Source organism: Flavobacterium sp. GW821-FHT12A05, from assembly GCF_058807735.1.
On sequence record NZ_JBXAQY010000001.1, the window covers coordinates 234,111 to 249,714 of the forward strand.

At 33.6% G+C, this 15,604-nt stretch carries 10 protein-coding genes and 1 tRNA gene; all 11 read right to left on the minus strand.

Annotation, left to right across the window (positions count from 1 at the left end; genetic code table 11):
* Positions 1–140 precede the first annotated feature (140 nt).
* The 11 genes from AC1RRQ_RS00755 to AC1RRQ_RS00805 all read right to left on the minus strand — a co-directional run bounded on the left by AC1RRQ_RS00755 (position 141) and on the right by AC1RRQ_RS00805 (position 15,493).
* Positions 141–4,289, minus strand: a complete 4,149-nt coding sequence (locus tag AC1RRQ_RS00755) for a hybrid sensor histidine kinase/response regulator (protein ID WP_493020460.1) — start codon at positions 4,287–4,289, stop codon at positions 141–143.
* A gap of 380 nt (positions 4,290–4,669) precedes the next feature.
* Complete coding sequence (gene bglX / locus AC1RRQ_RS00760) at positions 4,670–6,961, minus strand: beta-glucosidase BglX (RefSeq protein ID WP_493020462.1); 2,292 nt, start codon at positions 6,959–6,961, stop codon at positions 4,670–4,672.
* 657 nt (positions 6,962–7,618) lie between these two features.
* Positions 7,619–7,703, minus strand: a tRNA-Ser gene (locus AC1RRQ_RS00765).
* A 139-nt stretch (positions 7,704–7,842) separates the two neighbouring features.
* Positions 7,843–8,241: an acyl-CoA thioesterase gene (locus AC1RRQ_RS00770; RefSeq protein WP_493020464.1), complete on the minus strand. Its 399-nt coding sequence runs from the start codon at positions 8,239–8,241 to the stop codon at positions 7,843–7,845.
* Between the two features lie 3 nt (positions 8,242–8,244).
* Positions 8,245–9,375 carry a 3,4-dihydroxy-2-butanone-4-phosphate synthase gene (gene ribB, locus AC1RRQ_RS00775; RefSeq protein WP_493020466.1) on the minus strand — a complete coding sequence of 377 codons (1,131 nt, stop codon included), beginning with the start codon at positions 9,373–9,375 and terminating at the stop codon, positions 8,245–8,247.
* Between the two features lie 2 nt (positions 9,376–9,377).
* Positions 9,378–10,838: an LptF/LptG family permease gene (locus AC1RRQ_RS00780; RefSeq protein WP_493020468.1), complete on the minus strand. Its 1,461-nt coding sequence runs from the start codon at positions 10,836–10,838 to the stop codon at positions 9,378–9,380.
* 8 nt (positions 10,839–10,846) lie between these two features.
* Positions 10,847–11,473: an outer membrane lipoprotein periplasmic chaperone LolA1 gene (gene lolA1, locus AC1RRQ_RS00785; protein WP_493021451.1), complete on the minus strand. Its 627-nt coding sequence runs from the start codon at positions 11,471–11,473 to the stop codon at positions 10,847–10,849.
* A 73-nt stretch (positions 11,474–11,546) separates the two neighbouring features.
* Positions 11,547–13,988, minus strand: coding sequence for an FtsK/SpoIIIE family DNA translocase (locus AC1RRQ_RS00790; RefSeq protein WP_493020470.1), 2,442 nt, complete (start codon positions 13,986–13,988; stop codon positions 11,547–11,549).
* A 13-nt stretch (positions 13,989–14,001) separates the two neighbouring features.
* Positions 14,002–14,376, minus strand: a complete 375-nt coding sequence (locus AC1RRQ_RS00795) for a diacylglycerol kinase (RefSeq protein ID WP_180859357.1) — start codon at positions 14,374–14,376, stop codon at positions 14,002–14,004.
* A gap of 13 nt (positions 14,377–14,389) precedes the next feature.
* The gene (gene tpx / locus AC1RRQ_RS00800) at positions 14,390–14,887 is read right to left on the minus strand and encodes a thiol peroxidase (RefSeq protein WP_071636766.1); all 498 of its coding nucleotides are present in this window, start codon (positions 14,885–14,887) and stop codon (positions 14,390–14,392) included.
* 348 nt (positions 14,888–15,235) lie between these two features.
* A complete protein-coding gene (locus tag AC1RRQ_RS00805; protein WP_042566605.1) occupies positions 15,236–15,493 on the minus strand; it encodes a DUF6952 family protein in 258 nt (85 codons plus the stop codon).
* Positions 15,494–15,604 lie beyond the last annotated feature (111 nt).

Consider the following 15,604-nt stretch of genomic DNA (forward strand, 5'->3'; position numbering starts at 1 on the left):
AAAAAAAGGAAATAATATTTTAGAAATGTCAATTTTTGTTTCAAATTACTAAAGATACTTTTTGAAAAAATTGACTTACAAAAAAAGAGCTCCGATTTTTATTTCAGAGCTCTTTTAACGGCGTATTTTAGCGCTTATTCTTATGTCTTTTTTTCTTTTGTAGGCAAGTGTCCGTATTTAATCTTATAACATTTGGAGAAATAGGAGGGAGAAGTAAATCCTACTTTATAGCTTATTTCGTTGATATTATTATTTCCTTTTTCGATCAGTTGTTTTGCTTTTTCTAAACGTACGTTTCTGATAAATTCATTAACCGAAACGCCTGTTAATGTTTTTATCTTTCGATACAACTGACTTCTGCTCAGGAAAATTTTAGAAGATAAAAGTTCTACAGTCAATTCAGGTTCACTAATGTTTTCGTTAATAAAATGCAGAATCTTTTGAATGAAATCATTATCAAGTGACGTAGTTTTTTCTTTGCCATCTTTTGTGATTCCGCTATAAAATTTCTTAAACATAATTTGTCTGCTTGTAATAAGCTGTGCCAGACTCGATTTTAGAATATCTAACTCAAATGGTTTGCTTAAATACATATCTGCACCGGAATCGATACCTTCTAATCGGTCTTTTACCATTGCTTTTGCCGAAAGCATTAACAAAGGAATATGGCTTGTTTTTAAATCTCCTTTTATGTTTTTACACAATTGTAAACCGTCCATTACGGGCATAATAACGTCTGTAATGATTAAATCCGGTAATTTCTGAACAGCAAGTTCATAGCCTTTCTGACCATTTTCGGCGACAATAACCTTATATAATTTGCTTAGTTCATGTTTAAGATAATTTCTTAATTCAGGATTGTCTTCAACAATTAAAACCGTGTATGGTTTTGCAGTTTCGACAACATCATTTTCAACAGATTGATCCGTGTCATAATCATCATCAGAAGAATGATTAACAGATTCAGACAGAAATTGGTTTTTAGTTTTTTCTGTTTTAAAAACCTCGTCGATTATTTCACTTTTCTTATACAAAGATTTACCTAAAGGAAAAGTTACCGTAAATTTTGTGCCTTCTCCAACCTGACTTTCAACATCAATTCTTCCTTTATGAAGCTCAACAAATTCTTTTACAACCTCTAAACCAATTCCTGTACTTCCATAATAATCTTTATTGACATTATTGACCTGATAAAATCTGTCAAAGATTCTTTTGAGATCTTTTTTATGAATTCCGGAACCGGTATCAGTAATTGTTATTGAAAAAGAAGGAACGCTGTCACCGTTAATTAACAATGAATTATCCGTATCTGATTTGGCTATAGAAATGGTAATAGAACCATTATCCGGAGTAAATTTAAATGCGTTTGAAATGATATTAAAGAGTATTTTTTCGAGCATTTTAGGGTCTAACCAGTCTTCAAGTTCATCAAATGCAGATTTGAAATTAATTGTAATATTTCGGGCTGCAGCTTCTTCATCAAAATAACCAATGATGCCTTGTGTAAATGTTACAACTTCAATTTTTTTGGCCTGAAGGGAAATTTTGTTGAACTCTAATTTATTAAAATCCATAAGCTCATTGATAAGTCTCGAAAGCCTATCGGAACTTTTGTGTACAATTTTTAGTTTATTATGTATTTCAGGAGATAAATTTTTACTTCTTAAAATATCTTCCAATGGATTTATAATCAATGTTAATGGCGTTCTGAATTCATGCGAAATATTAGTAAAGAATTGTAATTTCTTATTGTTCAATTTCTCTGACTGAATGTTTTTTTCTTTTTCTAAAAGTATAGCTTGTTTGGCTTTAAAGCGATTTTGATAAATTTTATTAAGATATATAATCAGGAAAACTAAAATAGAAGTATATAATAAATAAGCCCAAAAAGTTTTCCACCACGGAGGCAGAATTTTTATTTTTAATTCTAATGGAGTATTACTCCAGGAACCATCTGCATTTGCCGATTTAACTTTAAAAATATAATCGCCAGGCGCCAGATTGGTATAAGTTGCCGTTCTGTTATTCCCCACATAATTCCAATCTTTTTCAAAGCCTTGCAGATAATAAGCGTATTGGTTTTTCTTAGAATAATTATAATTGATTCCTACATATTCAATCGTAAAAACAGATTGTGTATAGTTGAGAATAATTTCTTTAGTCTGAGCAATTACTTTGGTTAACGGCGAAGCATCTTCATTAGGTTTTACAGATTTATTGAATAATTTAAAATCGCTGAAATACAATTTTGGCGCTTTTTCTGTTTTTTTAATCTCGTTAGGATTAAAATAATTTACTCCCTCGTAACTGCCAAAATATAGCTCCCCATTTCCATCTTTAAAGACAGCATTATTGTTAAAATCATTATCAACAAGACCATCATCTTTAGTGAAATTGGTACTTTTTTTATTTTTAAAATCCAGTTTCGTTAATCCAGATCCGCCGCTTATCCATAAAGAACCATTATTGTCAGCAATTATCGCACGAACAGATTTTTCTTTAAAACCAGGAAAATTATTAAAGTTCGAAAATGTCTTATCTTTTTTATTATAATTAAACAATCCTTCGCCATCAGTTCCTATCCAAATTGTTTTATCATTGGATTCATAAATCGATAAAATGGTCTGAATGCTGTTGTACTTCGTTTTGTCCTTGAACATGGCATCTCGCATATTGGTCACTTTAAAATCAAAGCCGTCTTTTAAACTTACCTGATATAAACCTAAGATGGTCCCAACCCACAAAACATTATCAGAATCCACAAAAACTTTACGGATAAAAGCGTTGTCTAACGCGTTGTCTGTAAATGATTTCGACTCACAATGAACAAAAGTATTGGTCTTATTATCAAAATAATGCAATCCTTTTATAAAAGTTCCAATCCAGATTCGGCCTTTTGAATCTTCCGAAAAAGTAAAAATCCTATTCGATTTTAATCCCGAAGTATTTGCCGTATTATAGTTTATGAATCGGGTAGTGCCATTTTTTAAAAAGTAGATGCCGCGATCCCAGCTTCCTATCCAGATATTTTGTTGACTGTCTATAAATATCGTCTGAATATCAGCAGCATCCAAACCGGAATAGTAGCTTTGATTGTTTTTGTTTACGTGAATGTAACTTTTAGCAGCAAGATTATAAATGTCAAGTCCTCCGCCTTCATTACTGATTAAAAGATTTCCTTTTTTATCTTTTATAACAGATGTAACGTAACTGGTTTGCAGTGAATTATCGTTGTTTACTTGTGATTCGAGAGAATTGAATTTGTTATTAGGTTTGTCAAATACACCAAGTCCTTTATTAAAATAGCCTAACCAAAGACGCTTTTCTTTATCCTCATATAAAGACCAAACCGAATTCGATTTTAAACTAAAATCATTGTATTTACTGTGTAAATATTTCTGTAATACCTGCCCTTTATAATTTACAACCAATAATCCGTCATTTTCGGTACCGCAAATGATATAATCGTGACTGCTTTCTATAATCGATAAGATTTTATTTTTGGTAATAGAAAAGTTTTCAAATTGGTAATTATCAGTTTCCGGTTTAATTTTTATCAGGCCGTTTTCCGTTGTTCCCAGCCATATATATCCAAATTTATCAACAACAAGATTTTCGATATCATCTAATAAGGGTTCCCTTTTAAACTTGTCTTTATAAACCTGTTTTAGTTTTCCGTTTAAATCGAGTTCCAAAAGACCATAACTTGTTCCTAAATAAATAATTCCGTGCTTATTTTTTACCGAAGATTTTATTAGAAAATTAAATTTGTCCAGCACTTTTGACGGAATCAGAGAAGCTTTTAAAGTTTTTATATTGAGTTTGAACAATCCAAAACCATACGTACCTAAAATTAAATTGCCGTTGTTATCCTGAATAATTGTTTTTACGGTAATAGGTTCGTCATAACCTTTTCGAATAACATCTTCAATATTGATTTTGGTAAAATTATCTAAATCCCTGTTGTACAAACACAAACCGTCATCGGTACCCACCCATAAGTTATTTTCAGAATCAATAAAAGTGGCATAAATAAAGTTACTGTTTAATGAACCGGGTTTTTTATTGTATTCATATCCAAAATAATTTACACCATCATATCGGTACAAACCCGTGCCGTTTGTACCGATCCAAATAAAACCGTTTTTATCCTGAATAATCGAAGAAATGGCTCTTTTTGAAGTAGTTTCCTGTATACTTCTAAATTGGTAATTGTCAAATTTATCTTGAGAAAACAGGCAATTTAGACCTATAAAGAAGCATACAAGAATGTATTTAATATTTTTCATTTAATAGTATTATTGATCAATTCTCCTTGAAGATTTCCTTTTACTTTAAGTGTAATAAAAACAATATTAATAAAACTAAATAGGAAATATACTTTTTAAGTGTAAATTTTATCATATTGCCAAAAACCTGAGCCCAATTATTAATTAATCATGCTCAGGTTATTAGATTGTTTACTTAAGAATAATCCCGACGCTTCGGGCAATTTCATTGAGTTAAGATTTTAAAAAATAAAATTATTGCAAATCAAATCCGTTTTTATCCGTGTCTTTACCAAGTAAATCTGTTTTATCCGCGTCAAAATTAGACACTGATTTTACTTATTAGCTAAAGCGAAAACGCTGATAAAAACGGATTTTTTCAATTATTTTTTAGAAAAACTTTATTTTAGTTCAAATTTGCTGGTAAGACCTTCATTAGAATTCCAGCCAACCATGATATTAAAGAAACCAGATTCTACTAAATATTTGCCTTCGTTATCATAAAAACCAAGTTCCTTTTCAGTCAATGTAAATTGAATTGTTTTAGTTTCTCCCTTTTTTAAGGCAACAAGTTCAAAACCTTTTAGCTCTTTAATAGGTCTTACTATACTGGCAACAGGATCATTTATGTATAATTGAACGACTTCTTTTCCGTCATAATTTCCTGTGTTTGTTACGTCAACAGTTACTTGAATTTTTTCTCCTTTTGCAAAAGCAGTTTTATTTAGCTTAAGATTTTTATAATCGAAAGTGGTGTAACTCAACCCAAAACCAAACGGAAACTGAGGTGTTTTTTCTACATCCATATAATGTGACCAAAACACATTTTTGTCGCTGTCAATTGGTCTTCCCGTACTGTATTTGTTGTAATATATTGGCGCCTGACCTACATTTCTCGGAAACGACATAGGTAGTTTTCCACTCGGGTTATAATCTCCATATAAAACCTGCGCAACCGCATTTCCGGTTTGAGTTCCTAAATGCCAGGCTTCTACAATAGCCGGAATATTTTGAGCAGCCCACGGAATACTCAGCGGACGACCATTGTTTAAAACCAAAACCACATTTGGATTTACCTTATAGATTTCCTCTAATAATTCCTGTTGAACTCCAGGCAAATTTAGATCAGTTCTGCTTCTTGCTTCTCCACTTTGAAAACCATATTCACCTAAAACCATCACCACAACATCAGCATTTTTTGCAGCTGTTTTTGCCGCTTCAAATCCGCTTTTGTCAGTTGTGTTAAAAACAGTTTCAGTTAAGAAAGTTGCTTTTTGTTTCAATAAGTCGGCTCCTTTTTCAAAAAACAATTGATTGTCTTTGTATTGCTGCATTCCTTCTAAAACCGAAACCGCAGTATTATCATCGGCTGCGATTCTCCAGCTTCCAAGCGGACTGTTTTTATCATTTGCCAAAGCGCCAATCAAAGCAATTTTCTGCCCTGATTTTTTCAGCGGAAGTAAATTCCTTTCGTTCTTCAACAAAACAATAGATTTTTTTGCCATGTCCAAAACGCCTTCATTATTAGCTTTACTTCCTACAACCGCTTTCTCGCGTTTTTCATCACAATATCTGTACGGATCATCAAATAAACCTAATTCAAATTTCACGCGTAAAATTCGGCGTACTGCATCATCAACCAAAGATTCTTTTACCTTTCCAGATTTCACCAAATCAACCAGTTTTGCCACATACAAATACGATTCCATATCCATATCAGAACCCGCAATTACAGCTTTTGCCGTTGCATCAGCTTCATCTTTTGCATAACCGTGAGCAATCATTTCGCGAATAGAAGCATAATCCGAAACCACAAATCCGTCGAAATTCCATTTTCCTTTTAGAATATCTCTTTGTAAAAATGCATTTCCCGTTGCCGGAATACCGTTTAATGTATTGAATGAATTCATAAACGTGCGAATTCCTGCATCAACTGTTGCTTTAAAAGGCGGTAAAACCGAGTTGTATAATTTAGAATTACTGATGTCTACCATATTATATTCCAATCCTGCCTCAACAAAACCGTATGCCGCAAAGTGTTTTGCACAAGCTGCAATCGTATTTACTTTAGCCAAATCGGCAACAGTTTCTCCCTGAAAACCTTTTACTCTTGCATAACCAATTTTACTTCCCAAATAAGGATCTTCACCGGCACCTTCCATAACACGTCCCCAGCGCGCATCATTTGAAACGTCGACATTTGGTGCAAAAGTCCAGTTAATTCCCGATGCAGAAGCTTCATCTGCCGCAATTGCCGCCGACTTTTTTATTGCTTCCAAATCCCAGCTTGCTGCTTCTGCCAGCGGAATTGGACTCAAAGTTTTATAACCATGAATAACGTCAAAACCAATAATTAAAGGAATTCCTAAACGGGTTTCTTCTACCGCGATTTTCTGTACAGCACGAACTTCTTTTACACCGCGAACCGTAAGCATCGATCCAACAAGACCTTTTCTTAAATGTTCGTATTTTAATTCAGCACTTCCGCCTTTTGGAGCGGGTCCTGTAACATCCCAAAAACCATTGTACTGATTCATTTGTCCAACTTTTTCTTCTAATGTCATTTCTTTCATTAAAAGTGAAATTCGGTCTTCAATTGGTTTTTTGGTATCCATATACTTTTTTGTTTGAGCATATCCGTTTCCGAAAATGATTAGCACTAAAAAGGCATACTTTTTAATTTGTTTTTTCATCATTGTGGTTTTTAGTTTTATGGTAAAGCTGTTTAAATTGTCTTTTTATCTTGAATAATAATTTTATAGGTTTATTTATATGAAATCAATAAATATAAAGTTGTAAATGTAGTTTTACACTATCAATCAGAGTAGTAAATTTGATGCATTAAGTAATACAAATGATGCATTTTGACATTTAGACAAAAGAAAATGTGGTTTGGAACTATAGTTTTGAGGAATGATAAAGGTGTAATAATTTACGATTTAAATCTTTTAGTGTTGTCCCATTGACTTTTACTTTTAAAGTTAAGATTTATCTTTTCTTTTTTGAATTTTATAAAAGTAGAAACGTGGTTTTAGTTATGTTAAACCTCTCCAGCGTTGCGCCGGTATAACCATTGCCTGCGAGAGCTTTCAAAAAGAAAATTAACCCAAAGCTTTTCTCCAGCATAATTCAACTTATTAGATTAGTAAATGTAGAATTATAACGCGGTTTAAATAAGATGTAAATGTGATTACCCCCTTTGCATGTTGGAATTAAGGACTATTTTGTGCAGTTTTAAAATATTGAAAATGTGTATAAAAGACAAAACCCTGCAAATCGTTTGATTTGCAGGGTTTATTGTGAATTTTGGCCTTTTTGTAAACTTTAAAAAGTCTCTTTTAAGCTCTCAGCGGAGAAAGAGGGATTCGAACCCCCGGACCTGTTACAGTCAACAGTTTTCAAGACTGCCGCATTCGACCGCTCTGCCATTTCTCCAGTATGTCGCTATCGTTTTGTGATTGCGAGTGCAAATATAGTGCGCTTTTCCGATTATAAAAACTTTTTCAGCGATTTTTTTGAGATAATTTTTAAGTGCTTAATTATCAGTATTTCTGAAAATGTTTTTTTTGAAAAATTATTCCAAATTGTCTAAAATCGGTGTTGGTTTTTTGTTTTCATCTACTGCAACAAACGAAAAAGTTCCTGAAACTACCGTTTCGCGAAGCTCAGAATACATTTGTTCCATGAAAATATCAACGTGAATTTTACAGCTTGTTCTTCCAACACTGTCCACTTTTGCTACTAATTCGATTAAAGTTCCGGCCGGAATTGCTTTTTTAAAGTCAATTTGGCCAGTCGATATCGTTACCACTTTTTTACGGCTGAAGCGTGTAGCGCAAATAAAAGCAACTTCATCCATTAAATGCAGCGCTGTTCCTCCAAATAAAGTGTCGTAATGATTTGTTGTACTCGGGAAAACCGCTTTAAAAATTCGTGTTTCCGATTTTAAGATTCTTTCTTCTACTGTTCCCATAGATTAGTAAGTTACATATTCAGTTATTTCAAGGCCGTATCCAATCATTCCCACACGTTTTGTTTGTTCCGTGTTCGAAACTAATCTGATTTTAGAAATATCAATATCGTGAAGGATTTGAGCCCCAATTCCGTAATCTTTACTGTCTATAATTATCTTAGGAGCTTTTAATGTTCCTTTAGATTGTAATGATTTAAGTTCAGCAATTCGGTTTAATAAATTCACTGCAGTCATATCTTGGTTAATAAAAATAACAGCGCCTTTGCCATTTTCATTAATAACCTTAAACATATCGTCTAACTGCTGTTCGGCATTATTAGTTAAAGTACCTAATAAATCATTATTTACCTGCGAAGAGTGGATTCTGGTTAAGATTGGTTCTCCAAGATTCCATGTTCCTTTTGTTAAAGCAATATGTATTTGTTTATTTGTCGTTTGCTCGTAAGCTCTTAATCTAAAAGTTCCAAAACGAGTTTCGATATCAAAATCTTCTTTTTTAACGATCAGGCTGTCGTGCTGCATTCTGTAAGCAACTAAATCCTCAATCGAAACTAATTTTAAGTCGAATTTCTTTGCTACTTTAATAAGTTCCGGTAAACGAGACATTGTTCCGTCTTCATTTAAAATTTCGCAGATAACACCTGCAGGTTTAAAACCAGCCAATCTTGCAAAATCGATAGCAGCCTCAGTATGGCCTGTTCTTCTTAAAACACCGCCTTGTTTGGCGATCAATGGAAAAATATGTCCCGGACGAGCTAAATCGTGTGGTTTTGTATTTGGGTCAACTAATGATTGAACTGTTCTTGATCTATCAGAAGCAGAAATTCCTGTCGTTACGCCATTTCCTTTTAAATCTACCGAAACTGTAAAAGCAGTTTCCATATGGTCTGTATTATTAGTAACCATGGCACGTAAATCAAGTTCTTTGCAGCGGCTTTCTGTAAGTGGTGTACAAATTAATCCGCGTCCGTGTGTAGCCATGAAATTGATCATTTCAGGTGTTACTTTCTCGGCTGCGGCCAAAAAATCACCTTCATTTTCGCGATCTTCATCATCGACTACAATAATTACTTTACCTTGACGAATATCCTCTATAGCTTCCTCAATGGTATTAAGTTGAATTTTTGTTGACATAATTATTGTTTGTTTTGAGCAGGAAAGAACCGCTCAGAAATTTTTTGAAATAGTTGTGAAATAGGAGTCGTTATCGCATCAAAATTAATTAATCCGTTGTCGTTTGTAGCACGATACGTTAATAATATAGCCAATGGAGATAATATAAAAGATGACATCCAGGATCCCATAAAAGGAGTCATTCCGCCTTCTTGTGATAATCTTTTTCCAAAAGTATTGATGAAATGGAACGTAATAAAAATTAAAACGGCAAAAACGATTGGTAAACCAAGTCCGCCTTTTCGGATAATGGCTCCAAGAGGCGCGCCAATAAAAAACATTAAAAAGCAGGCAAAAGCAATCACAAACTTTTCATACAATGCTGTTAAGTGTTTGTTGATTTCGCGCTGTTTGTCTTTTAAATCTTTTTGAGTCGATTCAATAGAGTAAATGTTACTGGTAACATTACTGCTGGCCATTTTTAAAACGTCAGATTTTTGCTTGTTTGTATATAAAGACAAAAGATCGTTTGGTAACGTTTTTTTGTTTCTGGCTTTATCAATTTCAGTTGGAGCAAGTGATTTTCTAATTCCAACGCGTTGGTTTATATTCTCAGAAAATGAAATAATTTCATTATTCAAATTCTTGTTTAATGAATCTAAAGTATAACGTAACTCGTTTACATTCAGCATTGCATTTGTTCCGGCAATACTTTCTTTACTGTCGTCAACTTTATTTAATTCTGATAAGTCAATGTTGATGATGTGTTTTTTAAACGCCGCTTTAATAAAAGGAAGTTTCGCACGATCTTCGTATTTTTTTGGCGTAACATCTTGGTAATAGTAACCATCATTTAAAACCAATTTTAAAATACTTGATTTCTCGTTACTCAATAACTTACCGTCTTTTGCTTTAATAACGGTTTTGTTTTCACCAATATTAACTGCTTTTTCGTGAATGGTAACTCCGGTTAATATGTTTCCGTTCTCGCCGGATTTTTTATTAACTTTGATATTGTAGGTTCCAACATCATTAAACTGCCCTTCGGCAATTGCCATTGCCGGTTTTGCCTGAGCAATATTTTTACGGAAGTTAACGAACTTATATTCGGCGTAAGGAATAACATTATTGGCGAACCAAAAGGCAACAATACTCAAAACGAATATAAAAACGATTAAACCTCTCATGGCTCTTTGAAGTGAGATTCCGGAAGATTTCATAGCAGCGAATTCGTAGTTTTCGGCCAAATTTCCGAAAGTCATAATCGAAGCCAATAAAACCGAAAGCGGTAAAACCAGCGGAATAATACGGGGCATAGAAAAAAGCAGGAATTTCACGACCAGTATTAAGTCGAGATCTTTACCTGCTAGTTCTGATATAAATAGCCATACTGTCTGCAGTATGAATATGAAAAATAAGATTACAAATACCGTAGTAAATGTAAGTAAGAATGTCTTTAATAAGTATTTGTCTAGAATTTTCAACCTTCTGATTAATCTAATTTATTGATGTAGTATTTCGGGTATTTACTCGCTACAAAGGTAAATTGATTTTTTGATAATGGCTGATTGGTTTTAAAAGAATTAACGGTTAAAGTTGTTTTTGTTCCGTTTTTTCCAGTTTCAATCAAATTATAGATGTGTTTAGTCTGAACATCAATACCTAAGAGAATTTCTTTTCTTTGATCTTTTCCAGTAGTTGGCACTAATTTGATGTATTGGATCTTTCTTCCTTTTACATTTTGAACAATATCCATGTTGTATTTGTATCCGGAATTAAAGAAAGTAAGCATTTTTGAAGGCGTAATAGCATTATCGTCTTTTTCGTTTACTTTAGACACAGTAACTTCTTCGTCTTCAGGGACAATTGTGTATGTTTTTTGACCGTCAAAAATTTTAGTAACGCCCATAAAGTTCAATACATATTGATTTCCTTTCATGGTTACATTTCCTTTACTGTCCTGATTGATATTTTCTTTGGCGTTATTTAGAGAGTATTTAAAATCAATAACAATATTGTCGTAGCTTTTTATTTTAGAAGTTACTTCGTTCAATAAATCTTTGGCTTTTTTATCCTGAGCTTGAATAGAAGTGAAGCTCAAAAGCAATAAAACGGCCATTTGAGCACACTTTTTAGTCATGTTAGTGATAGAATTGTTTTTGATTTCCTGAATTTTTGTTCTCATGATGGGGTTAATTTTGTTCATTATTAAAAAATTGATCAAGAGCACTTAAGTCTAAAATATTCACACTTCTTGCTTTACTGCCTTCAAATGGGCCTACAATTCCTGCTGCTTCCAGCTGATCGATCAAACGACCGGCTCTGTTGTAGCCTAATTTCAATTTTCTTTGCAGTAACGAAGCAGAACCTTGCTGCGCATTTACAATAATCTCGGCAGCTTCTCTAAATAAGGTATCTCTTTCAGAAATATCCATATCAAGATTAATGCCAGTTTCTTCTCCAACGAACTCTGGAAGCAAATAAGCCGTAGCGTAAGCTTTTTGCCCTCCTATAAAATCTGTAATTTTTTCTACTTCTGGCGTATCAATAAAAGCACACTGAACACGAACAACATCATTTCCGTTAGTGTACAGTAAATCTCCACGACCAATTAACTGATCTGCTCCTTGTGTGTCAAGAATCGTTCTAGAGTCAATTTTTGAAGTTACTCTAAACGCAATCCTTGCAGGGAAATTGGCTTTAATTAAACCTGTAATAACGTTAACAGATGGTCTTTGTGTAGCAATAATTAAGTGAATACCAATAGCACGTGCTAACTGAGCCAGACGCGCAATCGGAATTTCGACTTCTTTTCCTGCCGTCATAATTAAATCGGCGAACTCATCGACAACCAAAACGATGTAAGGTAAAAATCGATGTCCGGCTTCCGGATTTAATTTTCTCGATTTGAATTTTTCGTTGTATTCCTTAATATTACGAACCATCGCATCCTTTAATAAAGAATAACGATTATCCATTTCAACACAAAGTGAGTTTAAGGTGTTTACTACTTTTGCGTTATCTGTAATAATAGCGTCTTCTGTATCTGGAAGTTTGGCTAAATAATGTCTTTCTATTTTATTGAAAAGCGTAAGCTCTACTTTTTTCGGATCGACCAAAACGAATTTTACTTCGGCTGGATGTTTTTTGTATAAAAGCGAAGTTAAAACCGCATTTAATCCAACAGATTTTCCTTGTCCTGTAGCACCCGCCATCAATAAGTGAGGCATCTTGGCTAAATCGACTACAAAAGTTTCATTCGAAATAGTTTTTCCTAAAGCAATTGGCAGTTCCATTTCGGCTTCCTGAAATTTAGCTGAACCAATAACACTTTTCATCGAAACCATAGTAGGATTCTTGTTAGGAACCTCAATACCAATTGTTCCTTTTCCTGGAATTGGCGCAATAATACGAATTCCTAATGCTGAAAGTGAAAGCGCAATATCATCTTCTAAACTCTTAATTTTAGAAATTCTGATTCCGGCTTCGGGTACAATTTCATATAAAGTAACCGATGGTCCAACGGTTGCCTTAATTTGTGCAATTTCAATTTTGTAGTTACGAAGTGTATCTACAATCTTATTTTTATTTTCTTCTAATTCTTCCTGATTAATGGTAATTCCTCCAGTCGAATATTCTTTTAATAAATCGATGGTTGGAAATTTGTAATTGGATAAATCTAAAGTTGGATCAAATAATCCAAAATCAGCAACAAGACGAGAAGCCAGATTTTCTTCGATAATATCTTCTTCTTCCGATTTTTCTATTACGAAAGCTTCATCAGGAGAAACTAATGGCAGTTCTTGTTTTGGTGTAATTGGCTTTAAAACTGGATTTAATTCAATTTCAGACGAATGATTGATCGTTGGTTTTAAAGCTTCTTTGTTGATTTCGAATTGAGTATCTTGTGTTTTTAGATGGATATTATCTAATTCAGGATCTTCTTCTTCAATGGCAAATTCCTCTAAATTATAAGCACTTTCCGGCTGTGTTACAGGTTTTAAAGAACCTAATTCTGATTTGAATTCTTTTTTAGTTGAATCAAAATAAGATTGAATTTTTTCAGGCGATAGTTTTATTTTAAAGATCAAATAAACAATCAATCCGAAAAGCAACGTCAGTAAAGTTCCGGTTTTCCCGATGTAATCCTGAAGAAATAGATTTAATTCGTAACCAATTGTTCCGCCTAATTCGGGAGCCGAAGTAGCGAAAAATCCAAATAAAACCGAAACAATAATAATGGCAAATAAATCCCAGAACCAGGTATTTTTTAATTTTTTGGTCGAAAGTTCCAATGCCATGAATAGTCCGGTTAGGAAAAATAAACGAACAATTATGAAAGATGCAATTCCGAAACCTCTGTAAACGATTAAATCAGCAAGAAAAGCTCCGAATTTTCCGAGCCAGTTTTCTACCACTTCGCCGCGATCCCCAATCTGAGTAACCGCACTTTGGTCTGTCTGCCATTGTCCGTTGACATAAAAAGAAATAAATGCAACCAGTAATGCAATAGAAAAGAGTACCAAAAGGCAGCCCAACACAAATTTTTGTGGTTTGGATAATGTCCAAGATCTGATGCTTGCGACTTTTGATTCGGTTTTTTTGTCTACAGTTTCTTTTTTTGTTTTTGCCATTCTTGCGTTCCGCCTATATAAATTTTGGAATATAAATAATCAAACCAATTGCTATTGCTGTCATGGCGGCAAAAAATACCGCTCCTGCAGCAATATCTTTAATAAAACCAATTCGTCTGCTGTAATCAGGATGAATAAAATCGGCAATTTTTTCAACTGCTGTATTTAATCCTTCAATACTTAAAACCAAACCAATGGCTAAGGTTTGACAGAGCCATTCGGTTTGAGAAATATGAAAATAGAAACCAGCGATTGTCATGATAATTCCCAAAGAGAATTGCACCATAACGCTGTGTTCTGTTTTAATCAATTTTACAGCTCCTTTAAAAGCATACGTAACACTTTTTAGTCGGCCTGTAACAAAGGTATTATCTTTTTGAAACTCCATTTATTGGAAAATATTATAGTGCTGCTAAAGCTGCTTCGTAATTTGGTTCGTTTGCAATTTCTGCAACTTGTTCTGTGTGCGTGATAGTTCCGTCAGCATCAACCACAATAATTGCTCTTGAGTGTAAACCCGCTAAAGGTCCGTCAACGATTTCTAAACCGTTTGCTTTACCAAAACTTCCTTCTTGAAAATCAGATAAATTAACTACATTTTCTAAACCTTCTGCACCACAAAAACGTTTTTGAGCGAAAGGTAAATCTCTAGAAATACATAAAACAGTAGTGTTTTCTAATCCGCTTGCGCTTTGGTTGAATTTTCTAACAGATGCTGCACAAGTTCCTGTGTCAACACTTGGAAAAATGTTTAAAACTAGTTTTTTACCAGCGAAATTACTTAATGAAGCAACTGATAAATCGTTTTGTACTAATTTGAAGTCAGCCAATTTTGAACCAACTGCTGGTAATTCGCCTGATGTATGAACTGGATTTCCTCCTAATGTGATTGAAGCCATGATTTTTCTTTAATTTTAATGAGGTTCAAAAGTAAGGATTAATATTTGAATCTAAAAGTATTTGTTATGGGTTTAAGGAGAGATTAAGGATGAGGTTTTTCTATATTGGTTTGTGTATAATGGCACGCAGATGACACAGATTAAACGGATTTTAGTATGTCTTTGCGAGGAACGAAGCAATCTCACTATCAAAATTTATAAACATAAAATGTCTAATCTGCGTGAGGTTGCTTCGTTCCTCGCAATGACTTTGCTTGCGAAAAGTATAGACAAAAAAAAAAGCGCTTCTTGGGGGAAACGCTTTCTCAGTCATGTTTTTTTGTTTTGTTTTTGAAAAAGTGGCCGATGTTATTTATCGATTGAGCCTAAAACGCGTTTCATGAATGCGTTAAGAGCTTCTTTTTTATCTGTTCCCTGAGAAACCATTTTGTGTACTTCAAGAGCACCGTACATATTCGAAATCAATTCGCCAATTACGTCTAATTCTTCGTCTTTAAGAGAAGGAATTTCGGTCATAGCTTCCAGAACTTCGATTGTTTCGATGATATAATCCTGATCGTTTTCTTCGATGAACTGCGTTAATTGCTTTATTACTGGTAATTTCATAGTTTAGATTTCTTAGATTTCTTAGATTTTTAGACATTCTTAGACTTCTTAGACTTTTTTAAATTGTAGACAACATCTAAGAAGTCTAAAAATCTAAGCCAGTCTAACGAT

Bases quoted from the DNA above. Each gene is read 5' to 3' on its own strand.
- AC1RRQ_RS00755 (WP_493020460.1), bottom strand. From the start codon at position 4,289: ATGAAAAATATTAAATACATTCTTGTATGCTTCTTTATAGGTCTAAAT.
- bglX (WP_493020462.1), bottom strand. From the start codon at position 6,961: ATGAAAAAACAAATTAAAAAGTATGCCTTTTTAGTGCTAATCATTTTC.
- AC1RRQ_RS00770 (WP_493020464.1), bottom strand. From the start codon at position 8,241: ATGGGAACAGTAGAAGAAAGAATCTTAAAATCGGAAACACGAATTTTT.
- ribB (WP_493020466.1), bottom strand. From the start codon at position 9,375: ATGTCAACAAAAATTCAACTTAATACCATTGAGGAAGCTATAGAGGAT.
- lolA1 (WP_493021451.1), bottom strand. From the start codon at position 11,473: ATGGCCGTTTTATTGCTTTTGAGCTTCACTTCTATTCAAGCTCAGGAT.
- AC1RRQ_RS00790 (WP_493020470.1), bottom strand. From the start codon at position 13,988: ATGGCAAAAACAAAAAAAGAAACTGTAGACAAAAAAACCGAATCAAAA.
- AC1RRQ_RS00795 (WP_180859357.1), bottom strand. From the start codon at position 14,376: ATGGAGTTTCAAAAAGATAATACCTTTGTTACAGGCCGACTAAAAAGT.
- tpx (WP_071636766.1), bottom strand. From the start codon at position 14,887: ATGGCTTCAATCACATTAGGAGGAAATCCAGTTCATACATCAGGCGAA.
- AC1RRQ_RS00805 (WP_042566605.1), bottom strand. From the start codon at position 15,493: ATGAAATTACCAGTAATAAAGCAATTAACGCAGTTCATCGAAGAAAAC.